Raw genomic sequence first — 24,657 nt, 5'->3', positions numbered from 1 at the left:
CGTCCGACCAGCACGACAACACTGGAGCACCTCATGCGCGCGACCCTCCTGTACGGCGCCGGCGACATCCGCGTCGAGAACGTCCCCGACTCCGTCATCCAGCACCCCACCGACGCCCTGGTCCGTATCACCGCGTCCTGCGTCTGCGGCAGCGACCTGTGGCCGTACGGCTCGATGAAGCCCGAGGACGGTCCCGCGCGGATGGGCCACGAGTTCATCGGCGTCGTCGAGGACACCGGCTCGGAGGTGACCACCGTCAAGCGCGGCGATCTCGTCGTCGCCCCGTTCGCCATCTCCGACAACACCTGCGCGTTCTGCCGCGCGGGCCTGCACACGTCCTGCGCCCACGCCCAGGCCAACTTCTGGGACGGCGAGGCGGACGAGGGCGGCCAGGCCGAAGCGGTCCGCGTCCCGCTCGCCGACGGCACCCTCGTCAAGCTCCCCGTCGCCCCGGACTCCGCCCTGATCCCGTCCCTGCTGACGCTCTCGGACGTCCTCGGCACCGGCCACCACGCCGCCGTCGCGGGCGGTGTCGATCAGCGCACCCGTGTCACCGTGATCGGCGACGGCGCGGTCGGCCTGCTCGCGGCCCTGTCCGCCAAGCGCCTCGGCGCCGAGCAGATCATCCTCATGGGACGTCACCGGGCGCGCACCGACCTCGGCCGCGAGTTCGGCGCCACCGATGTCGTCTCCGCCCGCGGCGAGGAGGGCGTGGCGGCGGTCCGCGAGCTGACCGGCGGACACGGCACGCACGTGGTCCTCGAGTGCGTCGGCAACATGCCCGCCTACGAGCAGGCCCTCGGCGTCGTCCGCCCGGGCGGTGTGATCAGCCGCGTCGGCGTTCCGCAGTACGAGGAGGCACCGGTCGGTTTCGGCAGCCTCTTCCGGCACAACATCCGCCTGGCAGGCGGCCCCGCACCGGTCCGCGCCTACATCGAGGAGCTGATGCCCGACATCCTCGACGGCACCATCGAGCCCGGGAAGGTCTTCGACGCCACCACCGACCTCGACGGCGTCCCGGGCGGCTACCGGGACATGGCCGACCGCAAGAGCCTCAAGGTCCTCGTCGAGAACTGACCCGACGCCCGTAGAGCCCCCGGCCGCCCCGGAGCACGCCGCGGCCGGGGGCTTTCCGCAGGCCACCGGCCACCCGGCGCGGGACGGGCGTGGCCCCTCGCCGGGTCTGCGCCGGCCCGCACGGGGTACCCCGTGGCCCGGCAGCCGTGGCCGAACGGACGCGGGAACGGGAGCGGGAGCGGGAGAGACGATGGGCGAAGCCGCTGCGGGAGCGCAGCGTGTACAGGCGGCATCCCAGGACTGGCCGGCCCGGGTGCGGCGATGGTTCCTCCGGGCGGGTTCGGACGGGCACGAGCGGCACACCCTGGCCCTCATCGGCAAGTGCACCCTCGCGGCCACCGTCGCCTGGGTGATCGCGCGCGATGTGATGGCCGCGCAGTCACCGGCGTTCGCACCGTTCTCCGCGGTGCTGATCATGCAGGTCACCGTCTACCGGTCGCTCGTGCAGGCCCTGCGCTACGTCGGCGCGGTCACCGTGGGCGTGGGACTGCAGGGAGTGCTGGGCCTGGTGGCAGGCCCCCACCTGCTCACGTTCATGCTGGTGACCCTGGCGGCCCTGGCGATCGGACGGTGGCGGCCGCTGGGCTCGCAGGGCTCCCAGGTCGCCACCGCGGCGTTCTTCTCCTTCTCCACCTACGTCGCGGCCACCAGCGACTCCCAGCGCTGGTCCCAGCTCGGGCAGATCATCGTGCTGGTGCTCATCGGCTGCGGCGTCGGCGTCGTGGTGAACACGCTGGTGCTGCCTCCCCTGCGCTACCGCAGCGCCGAGTACGGCATCCACACCCTCGCCCACTCGCTGTGCGACCTGGTCGGCGACATGTACCCGGCGCTGCGCGAGGGGAAGCTGGAGGAGGAACGCACCCGGCACTGGCGCCGGCGCGCCTCCGATCTGGCACCGATCGTGCAGCAGGCCCAGTCCTCGGTCCACACCGCCTGGGAGAGCACCCTCTACAACCCCGTGCGCCTACGGCGCCGTCATCGCCACCGCACCTCCTTCGACGGCTACCAGGCCGTCGTCGACGCCCTGGAACGCGTCTCCCACCAGGTGGCCTCCATGACCCGCAGCCTCGACCGGTGGCGCACCGACGCCGACTCCAGCCCCGGCCACGTCGACTTCGCCCGCTCCTACGGCGACTTCCTGGCCTCCCTCGCCCGGATCGCCGAGTTGCTCAGCCAGGTCGACGAAGACCGGCTGCGCGACCAGGCCGACGAGCTGTGCGAGGCCGCCGCCGAGGCTCAGCGGTGCCGCGACCGGCTGGAGGAGGAGGCCCGCGCCGGCTCCCTCCCGCTCAGCGACCCCGCGCAGCCGTACGGCATCCTCATGGCCGAGGCGTCCCGGCTGACGGACGAGTTCCAGCACACGTGCGACGTCCTCAAGCGGGGCGTCGACGAAGCCCACGCCACCACCACGACCGCCGCGGCGGGAAGCGAGCACGGCCGGGCCCGGTGAGACCGGCGGCGCCGGCCGGGTCGGTCACACCCCGCCCGTGTGCAGTCCGGCGTCGCGGGCGAGGAGCGCCGCCTGCACGCGGTTGTCGCAGTCGAGCTTGGTCAGGATGCGGCTGACGTAGGTCTTCACGGTGGCTTCGCTCATGTGCAGCCGCCGGCCCGTGTCCGCGTTGGACAGGCCCTCGCCGAGCAGGGCGAGGACATCGCGCTCCCGTGCGGTCAGTCCGTCGAGGCGGCGCGTGGCCTCCTCCGCGCGGGCGGTGGCCGTCGGGGAGGCGAGGGCGTCCGCCACGTGCCGGGTGGCCGCGGGCGAGAGATAGGCGTTCCCGGCCGCCGCCGCCCGCACCGCGTGGATCAGCTCGTCGGGCGCGGAGTCCTTGAGCAGGAAGCCCGCGCCGCCGTGGCCGAGCGCACGCAGTACGTTGTCACGCTCGCCGAACGTGGTGAGGATCAGCACCCGTACCCGCGGCGCGGCCCGGCCCAGCTCGGCCAGGGCCGTCAGCCCGTCCATCACGGGCATCTGGATGTCCAGCAGGGCCACGTCGACGGCGGTCTCACGGGCGTTGCGCACCGCCTCCCGGCCGTCACCGGCCTCGGCGACCACGTCGATGTCGTCGGCCGAGTCGAGGATCATCCTGATGCCGGCCCGGATGAGCGGCTCGTCGTCGGCGACGAGGACCCGGATCACACGGCCTCCTGCGCGGTGTCGGTCGGAAAGCGGATGGCATGGCCTCGCCATCATGCCTTGATCCGACCGGGTGTATCGCGCGGACGGCCCTACGGCGCGGGCCGGTTCACGTCCCGGCCCAGCGGATCAGCCACGCGGATCAGCCCCGCGGATCAGCCCCGCGGATCAGCTCTCGTCCTTGAAGGTCTGCTTCGCCACCAGCTTTCCGTCACGGAAGCAGAACCGGAAGACGGTCGAGAGGTCGTCGGGGTCGTCGGACGCGAAGTGGCGGCAGGTCGCGCCCTTGGGTGTCCGCGGGCCCCCGTCCCCCAGATCCGCCGTCAGGATCGAGTCCCCGTCGGGCAGTTCGGCCTGCACCTCGGCCTCGGGATCGCCGGTCTTCGCCGACTCGTACACGCTCACCGGGATCGTGGACTTCTCCACCTCGTCCATCAGCGCGCTCACCCCCCAGATGCCGAGGCCGATCACGCTGACGACGAGGACTACGGCGGTGACGGCGCAGCCGATGGCCACGTTTCTCTTGCTGCTCATGATGGCGGCGAACTCCCCGTGCTGGTCGGAACGGTCGATGACCGCTCCACTGTTGCCCGCCGGCCATGCGCCCGGCTGTCCCCCAAAGTCGTCGTCCGGGCCGACGATGGTCGCGACGCCCGGGCGGGCCGCGAGTTCGCCGCGGCGGGGCCCGGTCTCGCCGTGCCCGGTGCCGTAGGGAAGCATCCCGGCGATGCGGAAGCCGCCGTCCGAGGTGGGGCCGGTGTGCACCATGCCGCCGATGAGCCGGGCCCGCTCCCGCAGGCCCGCCAGTCCCTGACCGCCGCTGACCACCGCGGGCGCGTCCGGCGCCCCGGCCGACGCGGGCCCGTTGGCGACCTCCACCACCAGGCTGTCCGGCTCGTAGCGCAGGGCGAGCGTGATCGGAGCGCCCGGGGCGTGCTTGTGGGCGTTGGTCAGTCCCTCCTGGGCTATGCGGTACGCCGCGTGGTCGGCGGCGGGCGCCAGGGGCCGGGCGGCGCCGGACCGCCGCAGTTCCACGGTCGCGCCCGCGGCCCGGGACGTCGCGACCAGGCCGTCGATGGAGGCCACCGCCCGAGTGAGCGGCCGCCCGCCGCCCGAGGCAGACGAGTCCCCGGCACCCTTCCCGGCAGGCTCGGTGCGATCCTCGACCGCGTTCCGGTCCTGCCGGTCCTGCCGGGCCTGGGAGTCCTCCGGCTCCTCCCGGTCCTCGTGGAGGATGCCGACGGCCTCGCGCAGCTCCCCCATCGCGGCCACGGAGGCGTCGCGCAGGATCCGTACTCCTTCCCGCTGGCGGTCGGTCAGATCCGGATCGACCTGCAGGGCGCCCGCGTGCACGGAGATCAGGGCGAGTTGGTGACCGAGGCTGTCGTGCATGTCCTGGGCGATGCGGCCGCGCTCCAGCAGACGCGCCTGCCGTGCCACCATCGCCTGCTCCCGCACGAGCTGGGCGTTGTTCCGCCGCAGCGCGTCCAGCAGTGAGCGGCGTTGCGCCCGGTAGCGGGACACCAGCCCCGGCACGATCCCCAGCGTGAGGAACGCCGCCGCGCTCAGCGCGGCGGTGATGACGGGCAGCGACAGTCCGGAGTGACTGCTCTCCTCATGGACGGACAGCGCGGTATGGAGGACGAGCGCGGCGGCGAACGCGGCGACCACCCGCCCGGGTCTGACGATGCGGCTCCCCGCCGACCAGCTCACATAGACCATCAGCGGCACCGCCGACAGCAGTACCGCTGCCGCGCCGGCGGAGACGACCAGCACCGTCGACGGCAGCGCGCGCCGGGCCAGCGACAGCACGGCAACGCCCGCCACGACAGCGAAGGTTCGCAGACCGAGACCGGCGCTCGTCGCTTCGGACAACACCGCGCACCCGGCGAGGGCGGCGGTGAGCACGATCTCCCCGGCGATCCTTCCGCGGCTCCAGGGGGATGCGGCGGCAAGCCGGGCACGGAGCGGCCGTACGGCGCGGGCGGTGTGTGCTTCGTCCAGTTCCACGGGCCGACGATAGTCAGCGCCCGGAAGCGCGGCATCATCCCTGCGTCGTGGAGGCGAACGACGAAAGTCGACAACGACGGGTGCGCCGGACGCGACTTCCGGGGACTGCTTCGAGCGGCCCGTAGCGGTGACGATGGCTCAGGCGGGCAGTTCACACAACGGGGGCCCGCACCAAGGATGAAGAGGCGGGAGCCGTCACGTGGACAACGCACAGCTGCAGACGCACGATCGGTTCGGCGTTCGCCAGAAGACGACCCTCATGGCCAACCAGTACGTGGTGACGGCGGCCCGCCCCGACGGCTCGGCCGGCTCCGACGGCGAGGTCGTCGCCTTCGCACAGCAGAAGCGGATGGCGCTCAAGGAACAGGTGACCCTCTACACCGACGAGTCCAAGGACCGCGTCCTGTGCACCTTCGAGGCCGACCAGGTCCTCGACATCGGTGCCGTCTACACCGTGCGGGACGAAGAGGGAAACCCCATCGGCTCGTTCCGCAAGAAGTCTGTCGCCTCCTTGCTGCGCTCGACGTGGGTCCTGGAGCAGCCGGGCACGATGGAACTCGCCGGGCGCGAGCGCAATCTGTTGGTGGCCGTACTGCGCCGCGTCTGGGAGTTCATTCCGGTCACCGATTTCGTGCCGTTCATATGGCCGTACCACTTCGATTTCACCGAGGGCGGCAAACGGTTGATGGCGTTCGACAAGAAATTCGGGCTGCGCGACCGATACGTGCTCGACATCGCGGCCCCCACCCTCGACCGCCGCCTCGCCATCGCCCAGGCCGTGGCACTGGACGCCCTGCAGTCACGCTGAGGACGAGATCCGAAGGGATCCGAAGGGAACGGCCACATGGAAGCGATCAAGGAACCCGACTGGAACACCATCGGAATCCTGGGAGCCGCCCGCGGCGCCCGGGGCTCCACCGAGGGACCGATGGGTACCGAGCACCTGCTCGCCGGCATCACCACGGCCAGGGGCCCGGCGCGCACGGCGCTCGACGACGAAGGAGCGACCAGGACCGCTCTGCTGGCGGTGCTGCGGGACACCATGGACCGTGACGACGCGTGGACCGGCACCGACGACGCCGAGGCAAGTGTCGCCGCACAGGACGTACTAGGGGAGGACGGCGACCGTAACCGCCTCACGGGCGCCGCGGCCAGGTCCCTGACGACAGCGATGAATCAGGCCCAACGGGAGGGCGCGGCGAAGTTCACCGCCGTCCACCTGCTGCGGGCGTTGCTGGAGGAGAACAACCGCGCGGTCGAACTGCTGACCGCGTGCCGCGTCTCACCACAGGCCGTACGCGCACGACTCGACGGCGAACCCACAGGCGTTCAGGACGACCTCAGCCCCCTCCTGCACCCCACCCGCGACATCCTGCTCGGCCGCAGCCACTACCGCCACCTGCCCTTCTGGCAACGCTGGATCCTCAAATTCGCCGGAATGAACTGGGCCTCGAATCCGGCCTGGTGGGTCTCCATGGAAACCCACGCCCAAGCCCACCGCCTCGACAACGGCCCAGTCGGCACCGAGCACGTCCTCCTCGCGATCCTGGCCACCCACGAGGTCGCACTCCACTACCCCCACCTGTCAAAGAACAGCACCCCCGACGCGGACGGCGACCACCTGACCCGCCTGGGCATCAACTACACCTCGGTCCACACCGCCCTGACCAAGTCCCCCATCCACCTGACACCCGACCCCCACCCCACGCGGAAATACCTCGAAGAGACCACGGGCCCCCTGATCGAAACCCTCCTGCGAGAAGACACACGCGCCCGACAACTGATCGAAGCGCTGACGTCCTGATCTCCGTCAGCTCCGGCACGCTGCTGCTCGGGCTGGCCGCTCCCAATGTCAGACCCGCGTGCGAGTGTGGAGCGCGCATGGCACGCGACGTGTTGGAGGGGGATCGGTGGCAGAACGTTGGGGTGGTTGGCCCGGCAAGGGTTCGGGCTGGACGGATGTCGAGGACATTCGCCGGCGTCTCGACGGAGGTGCCGACCCGGACGAATGGCGCGGCGGCCGGCCGCTGCATCGTGCGGCGGTGTTCGGATCCGCCGAGGTCGTCGCGGAGTTGGCGGGTCACGCCGCGGATGTGGACGCCCTGGAGGAAGGGGTGACGGCACTGTGGGAGGCCGTGATGTCCAGGAAGCCGGAGAACGCACGAGCCCTCGCCGCGGCCGGGGCGGATCCTTGGCGGCCGTCGATCGGCGGCTGGTCACCGGGGCGGCTGAGCCTGGCCGGCCCGACGCCGGACCTGTTCCCGATACCGGAAGGGGTACGCCTGACCGACACGGAGCGCGCGGCAGCGCAGGAGGGCCGGCGGCTCACCACAGCGCTGGGCGAATTCCACTACGACGGTACGGGGCTGGCCTGCGTGGCCGGAATCGACGCGGCCGAGGCGGTGCGCCGTCTGGGAGCGACGCCGGTGGCGGACGAGGTCATCGACGAGCTGCTGGAAGACCCGTACGCCTACGACATGGACGCGAGCCTGCAGATCATCGGCGTGACATCCGTGCCGGGCGGCTGCGTCGTGACACAGCCCTGGGGCTACGCGCCGGAAATGCCGGGCGTACTGACCCGGTTGTCCGCCGGCACGGTCTGCTACGGCCTGTACGCCAACCCCAAGAGCGGCAACCAGGGCAGCATCGTCCGTCAGGGAATCGTCGAGGGCTCGGACCTGCACCCGGGCGGAGGACCGTACGAAAACGACTCCTCCGAGGAAGTGTTGGCCTCCTACCTCTACCAGCACAACGCCGTGGCCTACTCCTGCGCCTTCGCGGGACTGCGCCTGCCCGACAGGCGCGCCGTGTGCGGACCCCCCGACGCGTGGGTCGAACTGCCACGCCGCGGTTACTGGAGACACTGACGAAGGCGGCCCCGAGAAAAATCGTACGAGGCTACGGTGTGGCTCCCGTATGGCGAACACCGCCACGGTTACTCTCGGGGCCCTGACCTATCCGCAGGTCAGATCGTTCCTGCACCAATGGTGCCTGGTGGGGCGGGTGGGACTCGAACCCACGGCCGACGGATTATGAGTCCGCTGCTCTAACCGGCTGAGCTACCGCCCCATAGCGGCGTGTCGCGTACATGTGTGCGCGCCGTCTGCCGCAGCATAGCCGCTCATACGATCTCCTGCTTCGGATGGTCGGCTTCGCACGGCCTTCGTGACCATGAGGACCGCGACGGGCTCCGAGCGGTTCCCAGGAGATCGAAACCGGCATGAAAAAGGACCCCTGAGTGGGGTCCTCGTTCACCTTGCTCCCCCGACTGGACTCGAACCAGTAACCTGCCGGTTAACAGCCGGCTGCTCTGCCAATTGAGCTACGGAGGACCGAGCTCCCCGGACTGGACTCGAACCAGTAACCTGCCGGTTAACAGCCGGCTGCTCTGCCAATTGAGCTACCGAGGAATGCCTCGTTGCATCGAACGTACCTACCTGGGTATCCGCCAGGGGGCGCTCGCTCGCTGCGACACATACATTAGCGCAAGCAGGGGGGTGCTCCGCCAATCGGTACCCCGCGGGGCGTCGACTCCGCACCGGAGACCTACGCAAGGGAAGGGTGGTCGCCATGCGTTACCGGCTCACGTTCGTCGCGGGAGTCGTCCTGGGTTACGTGCTGGGCACGAGGGCCGGACGCGAGCGCTACGAGCAGCTGAAGAAGACGGCCCAGCAGTTCGCGCAGAACCCCGCCGTCCGCAACACCGCCGAGTCGGCGGCCCACCAGGGCCGAGAGTTCGCGGGCAAGGCGTACCACGTGGTGAGCGACAAGGTCGGGGACCGCGTCCCCGAGTCCGTCGCCGACCGCGTCCGCCACCTCCGCGACCGCGCCACCCACAACGGCGGCGAAGACGACTGGGGCACAAGCAACACGTAACAGTTCCTTTTCAGACCCCGAGCACGCACCCGCGCCCCTGAGGGGCGCGGGGAACTGCGCGACCAGCCACGACGCGCCCGCACCCGAGGCCCGGCGACGCGCCCCCGCGGCGCCCACGGCCCGACCCGAGCGGAGCGTGCGGCAGAATTTTGGCCATGGGGATAGTCGCCGGGTTGGACAGTTCACCCGATTTCACTCGTATCGTCGTCTGTGACACGGACTCCGGAGCCGTGCTCAGGCAGGGGTATGCGCAGCATCCGGTGGAGAGCCCCGAGGGCGGCGGCCGGCCGTCCGACGTCGATCCGCAGGCCTGGCTGCTGTCCCTGGGCGAGGCGGCGGGCGGCGGGCTCCTCGAAGGTGTGCAGGCCATCGGCGTGTCGGCGCAGCAGAACGCCGTCGTGCCACTGGACGCGCAGGGCAACACCGTGCGGCCCGCGATGGTCGGCGGCGACAAGCGCACGCAGGTCGCGGCGGCCGATCTGGTCGACGCGCTCGGCGGGCGCGAGGCGTGGGCGCAGGCGGTGGGCTGTGTGCCGCAGGCCGCGCAGCCGGTGACGAAGCTGCGCTGGCTGGCCCGGACCGAACCCGAGAACGCGCAGCGCACGGCGATCCTGCTGCAGGCGCACGACTGGCTGGTGTGGCAGCTGCTGGGGAGGCCGGTCAGAAGAACCACCGACCGGGGCGGGGCGTCCGGCACCGGGTACTGGTCGGCGGCGACCGGCGGCTACCGGACCGATCTCGTCGAGCTGGCGCTCGGGCAGCAGGCGATGCTGCCGGAGGTGATCGGCCCGGCGGACGCGGCCGGCCGGACGCCGGAGGGGCTGCTGATCTCCGTAGGGACCGGCGAGACCATGGCGGCGGCGTTCGGGCTGGGCATCGGGCTCGGGGACGCGGTCGTGTCGCTGGGCGCGTCCGGGTCCGTGATGGCCGTACACCCCGAGGCGCTGGTCGACGGCTCCGGGATGATCACCGCGCTGGCCGACGCGACGGGCATGCACCTGCCGGTCGTCACCACGCTGAACGCCGTACGGACGCTGCGCGGGACCGCCGAGCTGCTCGGGCTGCCCGATCTGGAGAGCCTGTCCGATCTGGCGATGAAGTCGACGCCGGGGGCGCACGGGCTGGTGCTGCTGCCCTATCTGGAGGGCGAGCGGACGCCGAACCTGCCGCACACCGCCGGGACCCTGGCGGGGCTGCGGCGTGAGTCGATGAAGGCGGAGCATCTGGCGCGGGCCGCGTTCGAGGGCATGCTGTGCGGGCTCGCGGACGCGCTGGACGTGCTGCGCGGCCGGGGTGTGGAGGTGCGGCGGGTCTTCCTGCTGGGGTCGGCCGCCGAGCTGCCCGCCGTGCAGGCCGCCGCGCCCTCGCTGTTCGGGACGCAGGTCGTGGTGCCGCAGCCGGCGGACTACGCCGCGATCGGCGCCGCCCGTCAGGCGGCCTGGGCGCTCGGCGTGTCGCAGGGCTCGCTCGACGCACGGACCCCGCCGGTCTGGCAGGGCGCGGTCGCCCAGGTGCTGGAGCCCGGGGAGGAACTGGCCGTGGGGCAGGCGGTGCGGCAGCAGTTCGTTGCGGTGCGCGAGCAGACGCACCCGGGGGCGCTGCGGTAGGAGGCCCGGGTGCCCTGTTGGGTTAATTCGGTTGAGGTAACGCGGGTGGAGTGTTCGACGATAGGGGCCAGGGGCAACCAACCGGCCCTGTCGCCCACTCCGAGAGAAGCAGCGTGCTCATACGACTTCTGCGGACCTATCTCAGGCCCTACAAGAAACCCATAGCCCTGCTGGTGCTGCTGCAGTTCCTGCAGACCTGCGCCACGCTCTACCTGCCCACGCTGAACGCGGACATCATCGACCAGGGTGTCGTGCACGGTGACACCGGCTACATCATGGGCTACGGCGGCCTGATGATCGGCATCTCGCTGGTCCAGGTCGTCACCAACATCGGTGCCGTGTACTACGGCGCCCGTACGGCCTCGGCGCTCGGGCGGGACCTGCGGGCGTCCGTGTTCGACCGGGTGCAGTCGTTCTCCTCGCGTGAGCTGGGGCATTTCGGGGCGCCGTCGCTGATCACCCGTACGACGAACGACGTCCAGCAGGTGCAGATGCTGGCGCTGATGACGTTCACGCTGCTGGTGTCGGCGCCGATCATGTGTGTGGGCGGCATCGTGCTGGCGCTCGGGCTGGATGTGCCGCTGTCCGGGGTGCTGGTGGCGGTCGTGCCGGTGCTGGGCGTCTGCGTGACGCTGATCGTGCGGCGGCTGCGGCCGCTGTTCCGGGCGATGCAGGAGCGGCTGGACACGGTGAACCGGGTGCTGCGCGAGCAGATCACCGGCAACCGGGTGATCCGGGCCTTCGTCCGGGACGAGTACGAGCAGCAGCGCTTCCGGAAGGCCAACACCGACCTCACGGACTTCGCGCTGGGCACCGGCAATCTGCTCGCGCTGATGTTCCCCATCGTGATGACGGTGGTGAATCTGTCGTCGATCGCCGTGGTGTGGTTCGGCGCGCACCGCATCGACAGCGGCGGGATGCAGATCGGTGATCTGACGGCGTTCCTCGCCTATCTGATGCAGATCGTCATGTCCGTGATGATGGCCACCTTCATGTTCATGATGGTGCCGCGCGCGGAGGTGTGCGCCGAGCGCATCCAGGAGGTGCTGGACACCTCGTCGAGTGTGGTGCCGCCGTCGGCGCCGGTGCGGGAGCTGCGCCGGCACGGGCATCTGGAGATCCGGGGGGCCGGCTTCCGCTATCCGGGTGCCGAGGAGCCGGTGCTGCGGGCCGTGGACCTGCTCGCCCGGCCGGGCGAGACGACCGCCGTCATCGGCTCGACGGGCAGCGGCAAGTCCACGCTGCTCGGGCTGGTGCCGCGGCTGTTCGACGCGACCGACGGGCAGGTGCTCGTGGACGGTGTCGAGGTCGCGGAGATCGATCCGGTGCTGCTCGCGCGGACCGTCGGGCTGGTGCCGCAGAAGCCGTATCTCTTCGCGGGCACGGTGGCGACGAATCTGCGCTACGGCAATCCGGACGCCACCGACGAGGAGCTGTGGCACGCGCTGGAGGTGGCGCAGGGCAAGGAGTTCGTCGAGCGTCTGGAGGGCGGGCTCGACGCGCCGATCGCGCAGGGCGGGACGAATGTGTCCGGTGGTCAGCGGCAGCGCCTCGCGATCGCCCGGACGCTGGTGCAGCGGCCCGAGATCTATCTCTTCGACGACTCCTTCTCCGCGCTCGACTACGCCACCGACGCCGCCCTTCGGGCCGCGCTCGCGCAGGAGACCGCCGAGGCGACCGTGGTGATCGTCGCCCAGCGGGTGGCGACCATCCGGGACGCCGACCGGATCGTCGTCCTCGACGAGGGCCGGGTCGTCGGCACCGGCCGGCACCACGAGCTGATGGCGGACAACGAGACCTACCGGGAGATCGTGCTCTCCCAGCTCACGGAAGCGGAGGCTGCCTGATGGCCGGGCCGATGGGGCGGATGATGGCCGGGGGCGGCCCCGACCAGCGCTCGCTCGACTTCAAGGGGTCGGGCAAACGGCTGGTCGCGCGGTTCCGGCCGGAGCGGCTGACCATCTGTGTGCTGCTGCTGTGCGTGGTGCTGAGCGTCGGGCTCAGCGTCGTCGGGCCGAAGATCCTCGGCAAGGCGACCGACCTGGTCTTCGCGGGCATCGTCGGGCGGGGCATGCCAGAGGGGGCGAGCAAGGAGCAGGTCCTCGACTCCATGCGGCAGCGCGGGGACGGTGACGTCGCCGACATGCTGCGCAGCACCGACTTCACCCCGGGCCAGGGCATCGACTTCACGGCCGTGGGGCATGTGCTGCTGCTCGCGCTGGGCGTGTTCACGGTGGCCGGGCTGCTGATGGCGGCGGCGACGCGGCTGGTGAACCGGGCCGTGAACCGGACCATGTTCCGGATGCGGGAGGACGTGCAGACGAAGCTGTCGCGGCTGCCGCTGTCGTACTTCGACAAACGTCAGCGCGGTGAGGTGCTGTCCCGGGCGACGAACGACATCGACAACATCGGGCAGACGCTCCAGCAGTCGATGGGGCAGCTCATCAACTCGGTGCTGACCATCATCGGTGTCCTCGCGATGATGTTCTGGGTCTCCTGGATCCTGGCGCTGGTCGCGCTGGTGACCGTGCCGCTGTCGTTCGTCATCGCCACGCGCGTGGGCAAGCGGTCGCAGCCGCACTTCGTGCAGCAGTGGCGTACGACGGGACAGCTGAACGCCCACATCGAGGAGATGTACACCGGGCACACCCTGGTGAAGGTGTTCGGGCGGCAGGAGGAGTCGGCCCGGCAGTTCGCCGAGCAGAACGACGCGCTGTACGAGGCCGGGTTCCGGGCGCAGTTCAACAGCGGGGTCATGCAGCCGCTGATGATGTTCGTGTCGAACCTCAACTACGTCCTGGTCGCGGTCGTGGGCGGGCTGCGGGTCGCCTCGGGCTCGCTGTCCATCGGCGACGTACAGGCCTTCATCCAGTACTCGCGGCAGTTCTCGATGCCGCTGACGCAGGTCGCGTCCATGGCGAACCTGGTGCAGTCGGGGGTCGCCTCGGCGGAGCGGGTCTTCGAGCTGCTGGACGCGGAGGAGCAGGGCGCCGATCCGGTGCCGGGCGTGCGGCCCGAGGAGCTGCGCGGGCTGGTGGCGCTGGAGCATGTGTCGTTCCGCTACGACCCCGAGAAGCCGCTGATCGAGGACCTGTCGCTGAAGGTCGAGCCCGGGCAGACGGTGGCCATCGTCGGGCCGACGGGGGCCGGGAAGACGACGCTGGTGAATCTGCTGATGCGGTTCTACGACGTCACCGGCGGGCGCATCACCCTCGACGGGGTCGACATCGCGCGGATGTCCCGGGACGAACTGCGGGCCGGGATCGGCATGGTGCTGCAGGACACCTGGCTGTTCGGCGGGACGATCGCGGAGAACATCGCGTACGGGGCGTCCCGGCAGGTGACCCGGGGGGAGATCGAGGAGGCGGCCCGGGCGGCGCACGCGGACCGGTTCGTCCGTACGCTGCCGGACGGGTACGACACGGTGATCGACGACGAGGGGACCGGGGTCAGCGCGGGCGAGAAGCAGCTCATCACCATCGCCCGGGCGTTCCTGTCCGACCCGGTGATCCTGGTGCTGGACGAGGCGACGTCGTCGGTGGACACGCGGACCGAGGTGCTGATCCAGAAGGCGATGGCGAAGCTGGCGCACGGGCGTACGTCGTTCGTCATCGCCCACCGGCTGTCGACGATCCGGGACGCGGACGCGATTCTCGTGATGGAGGACGGGGCGATCGTGGAGCAGGGGACGCACGGGGAGTTGCTGGCGTCGGACGGGGCGTATGCGCGGTTGTACAAGGCTCAGTTCGCGCAGGCGGTGGCGGAAGTGGACTGAGTCGCGTTCGGGGTGCCATGTGGTGTCGTGGGGCGGCTGCGGGTCCGTTGTGGCTGGTCGCGCAGTTCCCCGCGCCCCTGGGGTGGGTGCAGCCGACGCCCCTTCAGTCCAGATAGCCCCTCAGTTGATCCGCGAAGGCATGGTCCCTCAGCTTGTTGAGGGTCTTGGACTCGATCTGCCGTATCCGCTCCCGCGTCACTCCGAAGATGCGGCCGATCTCCTCCAGGGTGCGGGGGCGGCCGTCCGCCAGCCCGTAGCGGAGCTGGACGACTTTCCGCTCCCGCTCCCCCAGGGTCGACAGGACCGCTTCCAGGTGCTCCCTGAGGAGGAGGAACGCGGCCGACTCCACGGGGCTGGTGGCGTCGCCGTCCTCTATGAGGTCGCCGAGGGCGACGTCGTCCTCCTCGCCCACCGGCGCGTGCAGCGACACCGGCTCCTGGGCGAGACGCAGGACCTCGCTGACCCGCTCCGGCGCCAGGTCCAGGTGCGCGGCGACCTCCTCGGGCGTGGGCTCGTAGCCCCGTTCCTGGAGCATCCGCCGCTGCACCCGGACGACGCGGTTGATGAGTTCCACGACGTGGACGGGGACCCGGATGGTGCGGGCCTGGTCGGCCAGGGCGCGGGACATGGCCTGGCGGATCCACCAGGTGGCGTAGGTGGAGAACTTGTAGCCGCGGGCGTAGTCGAACTTCTCGACGGCCCGGATCAGGCCGAGGTTGCCCTCCTGGACGAGGTCGAGCATGGTCAGCCCGCGGCCGACGTACCGCTTCGCCACGGACACGACGAGCCGCAGGTTCGCCTCGATGAGCCGGCGTTTGGCGACCCTGCCCATGACGACGAGCCGGTCGAGGTCCAGCGCCAACTGGCTGTCCAGGTCGGGTGTGTTGCTCAGCTTCTCCTCGGCGAACAGGCCGGCCTCGACGCGGCGGGCGAGTTCGACCTCCTCGGCCGCGGTCAGCAGGGGGATACGGCCGATCTCCCGCAGGTACTGGCGGAAGAGGTCCGAGGAGGGGCTGCCGCTCTCGGTGCGGACCGGCGGCCTCACGACGGCTTCGGGAGCCTCGGCCGTCTCGAGGGCCTCGGCGGGCGGCTCCTCCGGCTCCGGTTCCGTCTCGGGGTGGTGCACGACGAGGCTCTGCGCCGGAACCGCGGGCAGGGCATCGGCCTCCGCGTCCGGCGCGCCATCGGCGTCGGTCTGGGTGAGGGTCTGGGTCTGCACGGGGGCGACCTCCAGGATGATCGCTGCCAAGGCGGGCGGCAGCGGTACTTCGGGGGCGGAGTCGGCCTCGCCGCTTTCCGTCCCGTACGCGATGAGCGGAACCGCGGGGGTCTGGAACCCGTCGGTGACGGATCGGCCGCGCTCCGAGGACTCAGGCACCGCAACCCAGTGTGGGGGAAGACACATCGTCGCCACGAGGGGCGTGCGATGACTTTTTGCGTTCGGGACGTGACCGCGTGGTGACCCTCCCGGGAAACCCGGGTGCCCCTGCTACCACTGATCTGGCACGATCCGCGGGTGTCCGCTTCCCTGTACGAAACACATGTGACCGTCCGCTGCTCCGGTACCGGCGTATCGGAACGGCTGGGCCGGTGGGCGGCCGCGGCCGGACTCAAGCTGACGCACATCGTGCTGGCCCGGGGCCGGATGCGGGACCAGCCGATGCTCACCCTGTCCGGTTCGGCGTCGTACGCCGAGGAGTCCCGGCGGGCGCGGGAGGTGACGGCGGGCCTGCGGGCGGACGGCTTCGAGCCCGTGCGCGTGAAGATCGAGTCGTCGCCCTGGGCGCCGGAGGTGCCGCTCGGGCCGTGCGCGGACGGACGGTACTTCGAGCACCATGTGAAGCTGCTGCTCGCCCCGGACACGGACCTCGCGGCGCTCGCCGCCAGTGTGCTGCCGCACGGCGCCCATCTGTCGTGGAACGCCCGAAGGGTGCGGGACGCGGCCCGGCACGAGCGGTTCGTGACCCAGCGGTGCCACGGGGTGGACGCGCAGGGCGCCGGGCTGGCGCTGGAGGGGCTGCTGTCGGCGCTCGCCGGACTCGAAGTGCTCCAGGTGGAGCGGGAGTTCGTGCTGCACGACAGTGATGTGTCGGTGGACGACGGATGGCTCGGTGAGCCGGTGGGGGTGTCGGAATGAAACAGTCGTGGACGGGCTTCGGCTGGGCGAACACGGAGATTCCCCGTGAGCCCCTGGACGACGCCATCCGCAGGGCCGAGCAGCTTCCCAAGTCGCTCCGGCCCGTGCCGGGGGACGACGTGGTGCAGCGCCCGGTCTTCGACCCGGCCCTGAAGCAGTACCAGAACGCCTACCGCGCCACCGACCCGCGCTTCGCCGACCCGGCACGGGGCGAGGCATGGCGGGCGGCCCGCCGCCGGGCCCTGCACCTGGTGCTGGACGCGATCGCCGACTCGGAGTGGGTGGACGCGCTGGTGCTGCGGGGCAGCGTGCTGATGTCGGTGTGGTTCGGGGACGCCGCCCGCGAGCCCGGGGACCTGGACTTCGTCGTCGTACCGCACACCTGGCGGATCGACGACGGCCGTACGGACCGGATGCTGACCGGGATCGCCGAGGCGGCGCAGGCACTGGCCGACGCCCGCGGGCGCGAGGTCGGGATCTCGGCCCGGGGCGCGGTGGTCGAGGACATCTGGACCTACGAGCGGGTGCCGGGCCGCCGGATGCTGCTGCCCTGGGGCGCGCCCGGGCTGCCCGGCGGGCACGTCCAGCTCGACTTCGTCTTCAACGAGCGGCTGCCCGAGGAGCCCGAGCCGGTCGAGCTGCCGGGCGGCGCGCTCGTGCAGGCGGCGACGCCGGAGCTGTCGCTGGCGTGGAAGCTGATGTGGGTGATCAACGACACGTACGCGCAGGGCAAGGACCTGTACGACGCCGTGCTGCTGGCCGAGCGGCATCCGCTGCGCCGGGAGCTGCTGCACGAGGTGTTCCGGCTGTCGGGCGAGTGGCCGTACCCGTACCGCGAGGAGATCCTTCTGGAGGATGTGGTGGAGGCGGTCGGGTACGTGGAGTGGAACCACTTCGTCACGGAGTATCCGCGGTACAGGGACGACGAGCAGGCGTTCGCCGACCGGTTGGTGCGGGCCGTGACCCCGACGTTCCAGGGTGCCGGGGCCTGACCCGGTCTACAGCGCGGCGGCGCCGTGTTCGCGCAGGGTCTGGTCGTACTGCTGGAGGACCCAGAGTTCGTTCTGGACGGCGGCGAGCTGGGCCGGGTCGCCCTGGGTGGCGACGCGGGTGAGCTGGCCGGTGATGTCGCGGATGCGGCGCTCCACGGCGCGGCGGCGGACGGTGACCAGTTGGGCGCCGGCGTAGGGCTCGTCGACGCCCTTCACGCCCTTGTGGAGCATGATCGCCTCGACGGCCAGTTCGGTGACCATGGCGCGGACCGCGTCGTCGGGGGCGGCCTCGCGGACCTTGACCAGGTAGTCCTGGGGGTCCTCGACGCCCAGTTCGGCGCCGCCGGCGTCCAGGATGGCCATGCGGACGGCGGCGTAGGGCGGGGCGGTGAACTCGTCGGCTCCGTAGGCGTCGAAGGCCGGGGAGACCAGTTCCGGGCGCTGGAGGGCCAGTTTGAGGAGTTCGCGTTCGGTGGCGAAGACGGGGTTGCGGAGGTTGAGGGCGGGGCCCCGGGGGGCGGCGGACGGCTGGGCGGTGGCGTACTGCTGGGACGACTGCTGGTGGCGGTCCGGGGCCGGGCCCTTGCCGCCGCGGTCGCGGGCCCAGCGGGCGAGCTGGGCCACGCGCTTGACCACGAACTGGGTGTCGAGGATGCCGAGCATGCCGGCGAGCTGGACGGCGACTTCGTGCTGGGCGCCGCTGTTCTTGATGCGGGCGACGACGGGGGCCGCCTCGTCCAGGGCGGCGGCGCGGCCCGCGGGGGTGTCGAGGTCGTAGCGGGCGACGATCTGGCGCAGCGCGAACTCGAAGAGCGGGGTGCGGGGTTCGACCAGGTCGGCCACGGCCTCGTCGCCCTTGGCGAGGCGCAGGTCGCAGGGGTCCATGCCGTCGGGGGCGATGGCGATGTATGTCTCGGCGGCGAACTTCTGGTCGTCCTCGAAGGCGCGCAGGGCCGCCTTCTGGCCGGCGGCGTCGCCGTCGAAGGTGAAGATCACGCGGGCCGAGCCGTTGTCCATCAGCAGGCGGCGGAGGATCTTGATGTGGTCGCCGCCGAAGGCCGTGCCGCAGGTGGCGATGGCGGTGGTGACGCCCGCGAGATGGCAGGCCATGACGTCCGTGTAGCCCTCGACCACGACCGCGCGGCTGGACTTCGCGATGTCCTTCTTCGCCAGGTCGATGCCGTAGAGGACGTGGGACTTCTTGTAGATCGCCGTCTCGGGCGTGTTGAGGTACTTGGGGCCGTTGTCCGCCTCGTAGAGCTTGCGGGCGCCGAAGCCGACGACGTCGCCGCCGATGTCGCGGATGGGCCACATCAGACGGCCGCGGAAGCGGTCGATGGGGCCGCGGCGGCCCTCCTGGGAGAGGCCGGAGAGGAGGAGCTCCTTGTCGGTGAAGCCCTTGCCGCGCAGGAAGCGCGTGAGGTGGTCCCAGCCCTGGGGGCTGTAGCCGACGGAGAAGTGCTGGGCGGCGGCCTGGTCGAAGCCGCGCTCGGCGAGGAAGATCCGGCCGGTGTCGGCCTCGGGGGATGTCGCGAGCTGTTCCGCGTACCACTCCGCCGCGATCTTGTGGGCCTCGACCAGGCGGATCCGTTCGCCGCGCTGGTGGGAGGGGTTGTACCCGCCCTCCTCGTAGCGCAGGGTGACGCCCGCCTGGCCGGCCAGGCGCTCGACCGCCTCCGAGAAGGAGAGGTGGTCGATCTTCATCACGAAGGTGATGGTGTCGCCGCCCTCCTGGCAGCCGAAGCAGTGGAACAGACCCTTGCTGGGGCTGACCTGGAAGGACGGTGACTTCTCGTCGTGGAACGGGCAGAGACCCTTCAGGTTCCCGCCGCCCGCGTTACGCAGCTGGAGGTACTCGGACACCACGGCGTCGATCGGGACCGCGTCCCGTACCGCCTTCACGTCCTCGTCGTTGATCCGTCCTGCCACGCGTGAATTCTACGGGGGCCGGAGCGGGCCTACGGCGCCAGGCTTTCCAGCGGAACGTGCGGGTCCGCCAGGGACTCGGTATTCACCTGGGCCTTGGTGCGGATCAGGTGCTGGATCTTGTCTGTGACGTCCCACACGTTGACGTTCATCCCGGCCAGGACGCGGCCCTCCTTCACCCAGAAGGCGATGAACTCGCGCTTGCCCGCGTCCCCGCGGATCACCACCTGGTCGTAGGTGCCCGGGGGCGCCCAGCCGGAGTACTCCATGCCCAGGTCGTACTGGTCGGAGAAGAAGTAGGGCACCCGGTCGTACGTCACGTCGCGGTCGAGCATGCAGCGGGCCGCCGCCGGTCCGCCGTTCAGCGCGTTGGCCCAGTGCTCCACCCGCAGACTGGTCTCGAAGAGGGCGTGGTGGAAGGAGGCCACGTCACCGGCCGCGTAGATGTCCGGGTCGGAGGTGCGCAGCCGCTCGTCGACCTTGATGCCGCCGCCGTGGGCGCGGTCGGCGATCTCCAGTCCTGCCGCCTCCGCGAGGTGGGTGCGGGGGGCGGCGCCGATCGCGGCCAGGACGTCGTGCGCCGGGTGCTCCTCGCCGTCGTCGGTGCGGGCCGCGAGGACCATGCCGTCCTGGCCGACGATCTCGGTGAGCCGGCCGCCGAAGTGGAAGCGGACGCCGCGCTCGCGGTGCAGCTCGGCGAAGAGCCCGCCGAGCTCCGGGCCGAGAACGCCGTGCAGCGGGGTCGGCTCCGGCTCGACGACGGTGACCTCCGCGCCGTACTCGCGGGCCGCCGCCGCGACCTCCAGGCCGATCCAGCCGGCGCCCGCGATCACCAGGTGGCCGTTGTCACGGCCGAGGTTGGTCAGGACGTGCCGGAGGCGCTCGGCATGGGCGAGGCGGCGCAGGTGGTGCACGCCCGCCAGGTCCGTGCCCGGGATGTCGAGGCGGCGGGGCTCGGCGCCGGTCGCCAGGAGCAGTTTGTCGTAGCGGACGACGGTGCCGTCCTCGCCGAAGCGGACCGTCTTGGCGGTGCGGTCGATCGCGTCGACGGTCTGGCCCAGGTGCAGCTCGATGTCGTTGGCCGCGTACCAGGCGGGCTCGTGCACGAAGACGCTGTCGCGTTCCTCCTTGCCGAGGAGGTAGCCCTTGGACAGCGGCGGGCGCTCGTAGGGGTGGTCACGTTCGTCGCAGATCAGTATCACGCGGCCGGTGAAGCCCTCCGTGCGGAGCGTCTCGGCTGCCTTGGCGCCTGCCAGTCCGCCTCCGACGATGACGAATGTCTGATCCGCGTCGACCACTTGATGCCTCCTCATAACGATGTCGCCACTTGCGAGCGTCCCGCACGGAGCGTGATGCGGGAAGAGGGAGTGACCCGATCAGGCCACGGAGGGTCACATTCGGGGGTGCTCATGCCCCGACCGTCGCGTCAGTCTCATGCCTGCCCCGTCAGACGGGCGTGAAGCGAACGGGCCGACGTGTCGGTGAGGGAGGCGATCTGGTCGACGATCACCCGCTTGCGGGCCCGGTCGTCCGGCGCCCGGTCGAACAGGGCGCGGAACTGCGGGTCCAGGCCGTCGGGGGCGCGGGCGGTGAGCGCCTCGGCCAGTTCGGCCACGACGATCCGCTGGTCGGCGCGCAGCCGCTCCTGCTCGGCGCGCTGCATGACGTAGAGGTCGGCGACGGCCTTGAGGACGGCGCACTCCATCCGGGCCTCGCGCGGCACGACCAGTTCGGCCGCGTACCGGGTGAGCCGTCCGCTGCCGTACGCGGCGCGGGTCGCGGACTCGGCGGCCAGGCAGAAGCGGCCGATGAGCTGGCTGGTGGCGTCCTTCAGCCGGGCCTGCGCCACGGCGGTGCCGTCGTAGCCGTGCGGCCACCACTCCTGGGCGAGGAGCCGGTCGAGTGCCTCGGCGAGTTCCGCGGGGTCGGTGTCGGACGGTACGTAGCGGCCCCGGGCGACCTCGAAGACGTCCTGGCGTTCGGGGTCGGCGTGCAGGCAGTTCGGGTCGATGTGGGCGGCGTGCAGGCCGTCCTCCACGTCGTGCACCGAGTAGGCCACGTCGTCGGCCCAGTCCATGACCTGCGCCTCGAAGCAGGTGCGGGTGCCGGGGGCGTCCTTGCGGAGCCAGTCGAAGACGGGGCGGTCGTCCTCGTAGACACCGAATTTGGGTGAGGCCGGGTCGGTGGGGTGGGCGCCTCGGGGCCAGGGGTACTTGGTGGCGGCGTCCAGGGTGGCGCGGGTGAGGTTGAGGCCGACGGAGCCGTCCGGGGTGAATCGTTTGGGCTCGATGCGGGTGAGGAGTCTGAGGGACTGGGCGTTGCCCTCGAAGCCGCCGCAGTCGGAGGCGAACGCGTTGAGGGCCTGTTCGCCGTTGTGGCCGAAGGGCGGGTGGCCCAGGTCGTGGGAGAGGCAGGCGGCTTCGACGAGGTCGGGGTCACAGCCGAGGGCCGCGCCCAGTTCGCGGCCGACCTGGGCGCATTCCAGGGAGTGGGTGAGGCGGGTGCGGGGGCTGGCGTCCCAGGCGGGGCCCATGGTGCCGGGCGTCACCACTTGGGTCTTGCCGGCGAGTCTTCTCAGGGCGGCGGAGTGGAGGACTCGGGCGCGGTCGCGTTGGAAGGCGGTGCGGCCTGGGCGTTTGTCTGGTTCTTGGGCCCAGCGGTCGACTGACGTCGGGTCGTAGGCCGGGGGGTGTTGTGCGGTGCCGTCCATGTGTCGACAGTATGCGCCAGTAGCGTGTGCCGGGTTCGGTTGCGTGGCGGGTGCGGGGTGGTCGTGGCTGGTCGCGCAGTTCCCCGCGCCCCTTAGGGCACTATGCCGAGGCCAGTTCCGGGACCGCGGGCGCCGTTGCCAGTGCCTCGTCGTAGCGGTGGAGGAGGAGCTGGGCCATGGCGGGGTGGGTGCCGAGGGGGGCTGCTGCGATCCAGGGGGCCGATCGGGTGGTCTCCGTGGCGAAGCGGCCGGGGGCGGTGAAGTAGGAGGCGAGGGCGATGTGGGGGCGGCCTCGGGCGGCGAGGGTGCGGACGGCCGAGGGGACCGTGGGGGTCGCGGCGGAGGCGTAGGCGGGGAGGACGGGGACGCCCAGGCGGGCCGCCAGGAGGTGGGCCGTGCGGGCGGTGTCCCGTTTGGCGTCCGGGTCGCGGGAGCCCGCCGCCGCGAGGACGACCGCGCTGGAGCTGCGGGGGGTGCGGCCCCAGCCGGCCTCCGTGAGGCGGGACTGGAGGGCGTCCACCAGGAGGGGGTGGGGGCCCAGGGGGGCGGCCACCCGGGTGCGGGCCCGGGCCGCCGCGGCCATCTCGGGGATGTCCCGCTTGACGTGGTAGCCGCGGCTGAGGAGGAGCGGGACGAGGACCGCCTCGCTGTCCCCGAGGGCGGCGAGCGTGTCGGGGAGCAGCGGGGCGTTCAGTTCGATGTGCCCGAGGTGCACCGGCAGGCCGGGGCGCAGCGCGCGGACCCGGTCCAGGAGGGCGCGGACCGTGCTCAGCGCGCGCGGGTCGCGGCTGCCGTGCGCCACGAGGACGAGGGCGGGCGGGACCGGGCGGCGGGCCGCGGTCGGCGGGACGAGGCTGAGCTGGCTGGGCATGTACCGATGGTCGCGGCGGCACGTTGCCTTCCCGTTGCGTGGGGGTCACGGGTGTTTTCCGGCGGTTCACCATGGGGGTCATGGCCGGTGTGAGCGCCCTTGACCTGGGGTTTCGGACTTTCGCGTGAAGCTGGTCACCTGCCGTGCGGTGAACCGGACGGGCCGATCGGGCGTCCTCGAAGGTCAGACCGACCTGGGGAGGGACCTGTCCGATGCGTGCTCCGACGTTCCGCAGACCGAGGCTGCCGCGTACCCGCCGGGGGCAGCGGCGGCTGGTGCAGGCCGTGATGGCCGGGTGTGTGCTCGGGCTGCTTCCGGCGACCTGGATGTACGCGGTGGCGGGTGACCGGTTGCGTACGGCGGCGGACGCGCCGCGTACCGATGTGGCCGTGGTGTTCGGGGCCGGGCTGTGGGAGGGGGAGCCCTCGCCGTATCTCGCGCACCGGCTGGACGCGGCGGCCGAGCTGTATCGGAAGGGGCGGGTGAAGGTGGTGCTCGTCACCGGGGACAACAGCCGTGAGGAGTACGACGAGCCGGACGCGATGCGCGCCTATCTGACCCGGCACGGGGTGCCCGACGGGCGGATCGTCAGCGACTACGCCGGGTTCGACACCTGGGACTCCTGCGTGCGCGCGAAGAAGATCTTCGGTGTGGACGAGGCCGTGCTGATCAGCCAGGGCTTCCACATCCGGCGGGCGGTGGCGCTGTGCCAGGCGGCGGGGGTCGAGTCGTACGGCGTCGGGGTGGACGCGGTGCATGACGCGACCTGGTACTACGGCGGCGCCCGGGAGATCTTCGCGGCCGGGAAGGCGGCACTGGACGCGGCGTTCCGGCCGGACCCCCGGTTCCTCGGGCCTCAAGAGCCTGGCGTGGAGCGGGCGTTGGCCACGGCCGAATGACCTGTCGGATGAATCAGGACGTTCTGCCGGAGCGGGTTTGACGCGCGCATTTCACCCCGGGGCATGAAAAGCACCGTCGACGCTCTCCGTGTTCGTGTCATCACGCTTAGTGTCTTCGGCGTGCGGCGGCGGATCGGGCCGCCGTCGCGAACTGGGGGAAAGGACACCTGATGACTCGACTTCGCTCCGCGCTGGTGATGGCCGCCGCGGGCGCGCTGCTGGCCGTGCCGGCAGCCGTGGGGACCGCCTCGGCGGCGCCCGTGGCCGCGGCGGCGGTCAAGGCCCCGGAGCCGGGCTGCGCGAAGCTCGGCGCCTCCGGCCAGTGGTGGGCCGACATCCACAACGTGTGCGGGCACACCATCTCCGCCAGCGTGGAAGTCGACGGCTTCGACCCCTCGTGTATCCAGATCGGCCCCGGCGGGGTCGGGAGGATCGGTCTGGACGTGGGCGACGAGCCGTACTACGCGTACGAGTGCTGACCGACGGGGCCGTGTCCTGACCAGGCACGGTCTCTGAAGGGGGCCGGGGGTGGGGGCGCGATCGGTGCGCTCCCGCCCCCGGTCCGTGCGTCGTCCCCCGGTCTGTGCGTGGTCCCCCGGTCCGTGCGTGGCCCCCCGGGCGGGGGCTGTGCCTCACGCGGGAC

General features: G+C 71.4%; 20 protein-coding genes and 3 tRNA genes. 13 read left to right on the top strand and 10 right to left on the bottom strand.

The genetic code is table 11. The features are described from left to right. The first annotated feature begins 33 nt into the window (after positions 1 to 33). Both NNW99_RS26380 and NNW99_RS26375 read left to right on the top strand, forming a co-directional pair. Complete coding sequence (locus tag NNW99_RS26380; RefSeq protein ID WP_215121603.1) at positions 34 to 1,077, top strand: zinc-dependent alcohol dehydrogenase family protein; 1,044 nt, start codon at positions 34 to 36, stop codon at positions 1,075 to 1,077. Positions 1,078 to 1,267: 190 nt separating this feature from the next. Next, positions 1,268 to 2,527 (top strand): aromatic acid exporter family protein, encoded by a 1,260-nt coding sequence (locus NNW99_RS26375; protein ID WP_215121602.1) that lies wholly within the window; start codon positions 1,268 to 1,270, stop codon positions 2,525 to 2,527. Positions 2,528 to 2,551: 24 nt separating this feature from the next. Here the strand turns inward: NNW99_RS26375 and NNW99_RS26370 are convergent, their stop codons facing one another. Next, positions 2,552 to 3,214, bottom strand: a complete 663-nt coding sequence (locus tag NNW99_RS26370) for a response regulator transcription factor (RefSeq protein WP_215121601.1) — start codon at positions 3,212 to 3,214, stop codon at positions 2,552 to 2,554. A gap of 165 nt (positions 3,215 to 3,379) precedes the next feature. Next, entirely contained in the window at positions 3,380 to 5,215 is a 1,836-nt protein-coding gene (locus NNW99_RS26365) for a sensor histidine kinase (RefSeq protein ID WP_215124465.1), read from the bottom strand. Positions 5,216 to 5,480: 265 nt separating this feature from the next. On the opposite strand from NNW99_RS26365, the gene NNW99_RS26360 reads away from it, so the two are divergent. From NNW99_RS26360 to NNW99_RS26350, 3 genes are all read left to right on the top strand, one after another. Then, positions 5,481 to 6,029, top strand: coding sequence for a hypothetical protein (locus NNW99_RS26360; RefSeq protein ID WP_215124464.1), 549 nt, complete (start codon positions 5,481 to 5,483; stop codon positions 6,027 to 6,029). A 36-nt stretch (positions 6,030 to 6,065) separates the two neighbouring features. Then, positions 6,066 to 7,025 (top strand): Clp protease N-terminal domain-containing protein, encoded by a 960-nt coding sequence (locus NNW99_RS26355; protein WP_215121600.1) that lies wholly within the window; start codon positions 6,066 to 6,068, stop codon positions 7,023 to 7,025. A gap of 106 nt (positions 7,026 to 7,131) precedes the next feature. Then, positions 7,132 to 8,088, top strand: coding sequence for an ankyrin repeat domain-containing protein (locus tag NNW99_RS26350; RefSeq protein ID WP_215121598.1), 957 nt, complete (start codon positions 7,132 to 7,134; stop codon positions 8,086 to 8,088). Positions 8,089 to 8,213: 125 nt separating this feature from the next. Here the strand turns inward: NNW99_RS26350 and NNW99_RS26345 are convergent. The 3 genes from NNW99_RS26345 to NNW99_RS26335 all read right to left on the bottom strand — a co-directional run bounded on the left by NNW99_RS26345 (position 8,214) and on the right by NNW99_RS26335 (position 8,631). Continuing rightward, positions 8,214 to 8,290, bottom strand: a tRNA-Ile gene (locus NNW99_RS26345). Positions 8,291 to 8,480: 190 nt separating this feature from the next. Next, a tRNA-Asn gene (locus tag NNW99_RS26340) sits at positions 8,481 to 8,553 on the bottom strand. Positions 8,554 to 8,558: 5 nt separating this feature from the next. Further along, a tRNA-Asn gene (locus tag NNW99_RS26335) sits at positions 8,559 to 8,631 on the bottom strand. A 160-nt stretch (positions 8,632 to 8,791) separates the two neighbouring features. Between NNW99_RS26335 and NNW99_RS26330 the strand changes: the two genes are divergently transcribed. From NNW99_RS26330 to NNW99_RS26315, 4 genes are all read left to right on the top strand, one after another. Continuing rightward, entirely contained in the window at positions 8,792 to 9,097 is a 306-nt protein-coding gene (locus NNW99_RS26330; RefSeq protein WP_189725003.1) for a YtxH domain-containing protein, read from the top strand. Between the two features lie 155 nt (positions 9,098 to 9,252). Further along, a complete protein-coding gene (locus NNW99_RS26325) occupies positions 9,253 to 10,704 on the top strand; it encodes an FGGY-family carbohydrate kinase (RefSeq protein WP_215121597.1) in 1,452 nt (483 codons plus the stop codon). 113 nt (positions 10,705 to 10,817) lie between these two features. Then, on the top strand, positions 10,818 to 12,551 hold the full coding sequence (locus NNW99_RS26320; RefSeq protein WP_215121596.1) for an ABC transporter ATP-binding protein: 1,734 nt from the start codon (positions 10,818 to 10,820) through the stop codon (positions 12,549 to 12,551). After that, positions 12,551 to 14,479, top strand: a complete 1,929-nt coding sequence (locus NNW99_RS26315) for an ABC transporter ATP-binding protein (RefSeq protein WP_215121595.1) — start codon at positions 12,551 to 12,553, stop codon at positions 14,477 to 14,479. Before NNW99_RS26320 ends, NNW99_RS26315 begins: the two co-directional genes overlap by 1 nt. Positions 14,480 to 14,582: 103 nt before the next feature. Here the strand turns inward: NNW99_RS26315 and NNW99_RS26310 are convergent, their stop codons facing one another. Next, a complete protein-coding gene (locus tag NNW99_RS26310) occupies positions 14,583 to 15,857 on the bottom strand; it encodes an RNA polymerase sigma factor (RefSeq protein ID WP_215121593.1) in 1,275 nt (424 codons plus the stop codon). 138 nt (positions 15,858 to 15,995) lie between these two features. Between NNW99_RS26310 and NNW99_RS26305 the strand changes: the two genes are divergently transcribed. Both NNW99_RS26305 and NNW99_RS26300 read left to right on the top strand, forming a co-directional pair. Further along, positions 15,996 to 16,616: a hypothetical protein gene (locus NNW99_RS26305; RefSeq protein WP_215121592.1), complete on the top strand. Its 621-nt coding sequence runs from the start codon at positions 15,996 to 15,998 to the stop codon at positions 16,614 to 16,616. Continuing rightward, positions 16,613 to 17,608 (top strand): nucleotidyl transferase AbiEii/AbiGii toxin family protein, encoded by a 996-nt coding sequence (locus NNW99_RS26300; protein ID WP_215121590.1) that lies wholly within the window; start codon positions 16,613 to 16,615, stop codon positions 17,606 to 17,608. Before NNW99_RS26305 ends, NNW99_RS26300 begins: the two co-directional genes overlap by 4 nt. A gap of 6 nt (positions 17,609 to 17,614) precedes the next feature. Here NNW99_RS26300 and dnaG read toward each other — a convergent pair whose 3' ends face one another. The 4 genes from dnaG to NNW99_RS26280 form a co-directional block, all read right to left on the bottom strand. Beyond that, a complete protein-coding gene (gene dnaG / locus NNW99_RS26295) occupies positions 17,615 to 19,537 on the bottom strand; it encodes a DNA primase (RefSeq protein ID WP_215121589.1) in 1,923 nt (640 codons plus the stop codon). A 29-nt stretch (positions 19,538 to 19,566) separates the two neighbouring features. Beyond that, positions 19,567 to 20,832 (bottom strand): NAD(P)/FAD-dependent oxidoreductase, encoded by a 1,266-nt coding sequence (locus NNW99_RS26290; RefSeq protein WP_215121587.1) that lies wholly within the window; start codon positions 20,830 to 20,832, stop codon positions 19,567 to 19,569. A gap of 134 nt (positions 20,833 to 20,966) precedes the next feature. After that, positions 20,967 to 22,244: a deoxyguanosinetriphosphate triphosphohydrolase gene (locus tag NNW99_RS26285; RefSeq protein WP_215121585.1), complete on the bottom strand. Its 1,278-nt coding sequence runs from the start codon at positions 22,242 to 22,244 to the stop codon at positions 20,967 to 20,969. 100 nt (positions 22,245 to 22,344) lie between these two features. Next, positions 22,345 to 23,115, bottom strand: a complete 771-nt coding sequence (locus tag NNW99_RS26280) for a sirohydrochlorin chelatase (protein ID WP_215121584.1) — start codon at positions 23,113 to 23,115, stop codon at positions 22,345 to 22,347. A gap of 212 nt (positions 23,116 to 23,327) precedes the next feature. On the opposite strand from NNW99_RS26280, the gene NNW99_RS26275 reads away from it, so the two are divergent. Together NNW99_RS26275 and NNW99_RS26270 are read left to right on the top strand one after the other, a co-directional pair. Next, positions 23,328 to 24,014, top strand: a complete 687-nt coding sequence (locus NNW99_RS26275) for a vancomycin high temperature exclusion protein (RefSeq protein ID WP_215121582.1) — start codon at positions 23,328 to 23,330, stop codon at positions 24,012 to 24,014. Positions 24,015 to 24,184: 170 nt separating this feature from the next. After that, a complete protein-coding gene (locus NNW99_RS26270; RefSeq protein WP_215121581.1) occupies positions 24,185 to 24,493 on the top strand; it encodes a hypothetical protein in 309 nt (102 codons plus the stop codon). Positions 24,494 to 24,657: the final 164 nt, after the last annotated feature.

The sequence above is a fragment of the Streptomyces sp. CRCS-T-1 genome, from assembly GCF_024442335.1.
Lineage (GTDB): Bacteria > Actinomycetota > Actinomycetes > Streptomycetales > Streptomycetaceae > Streptomyces > Streptomyces koelreuteriae.
This window is presented reverse-complemented; position numbering and strand designations above follow the sequence as displayed.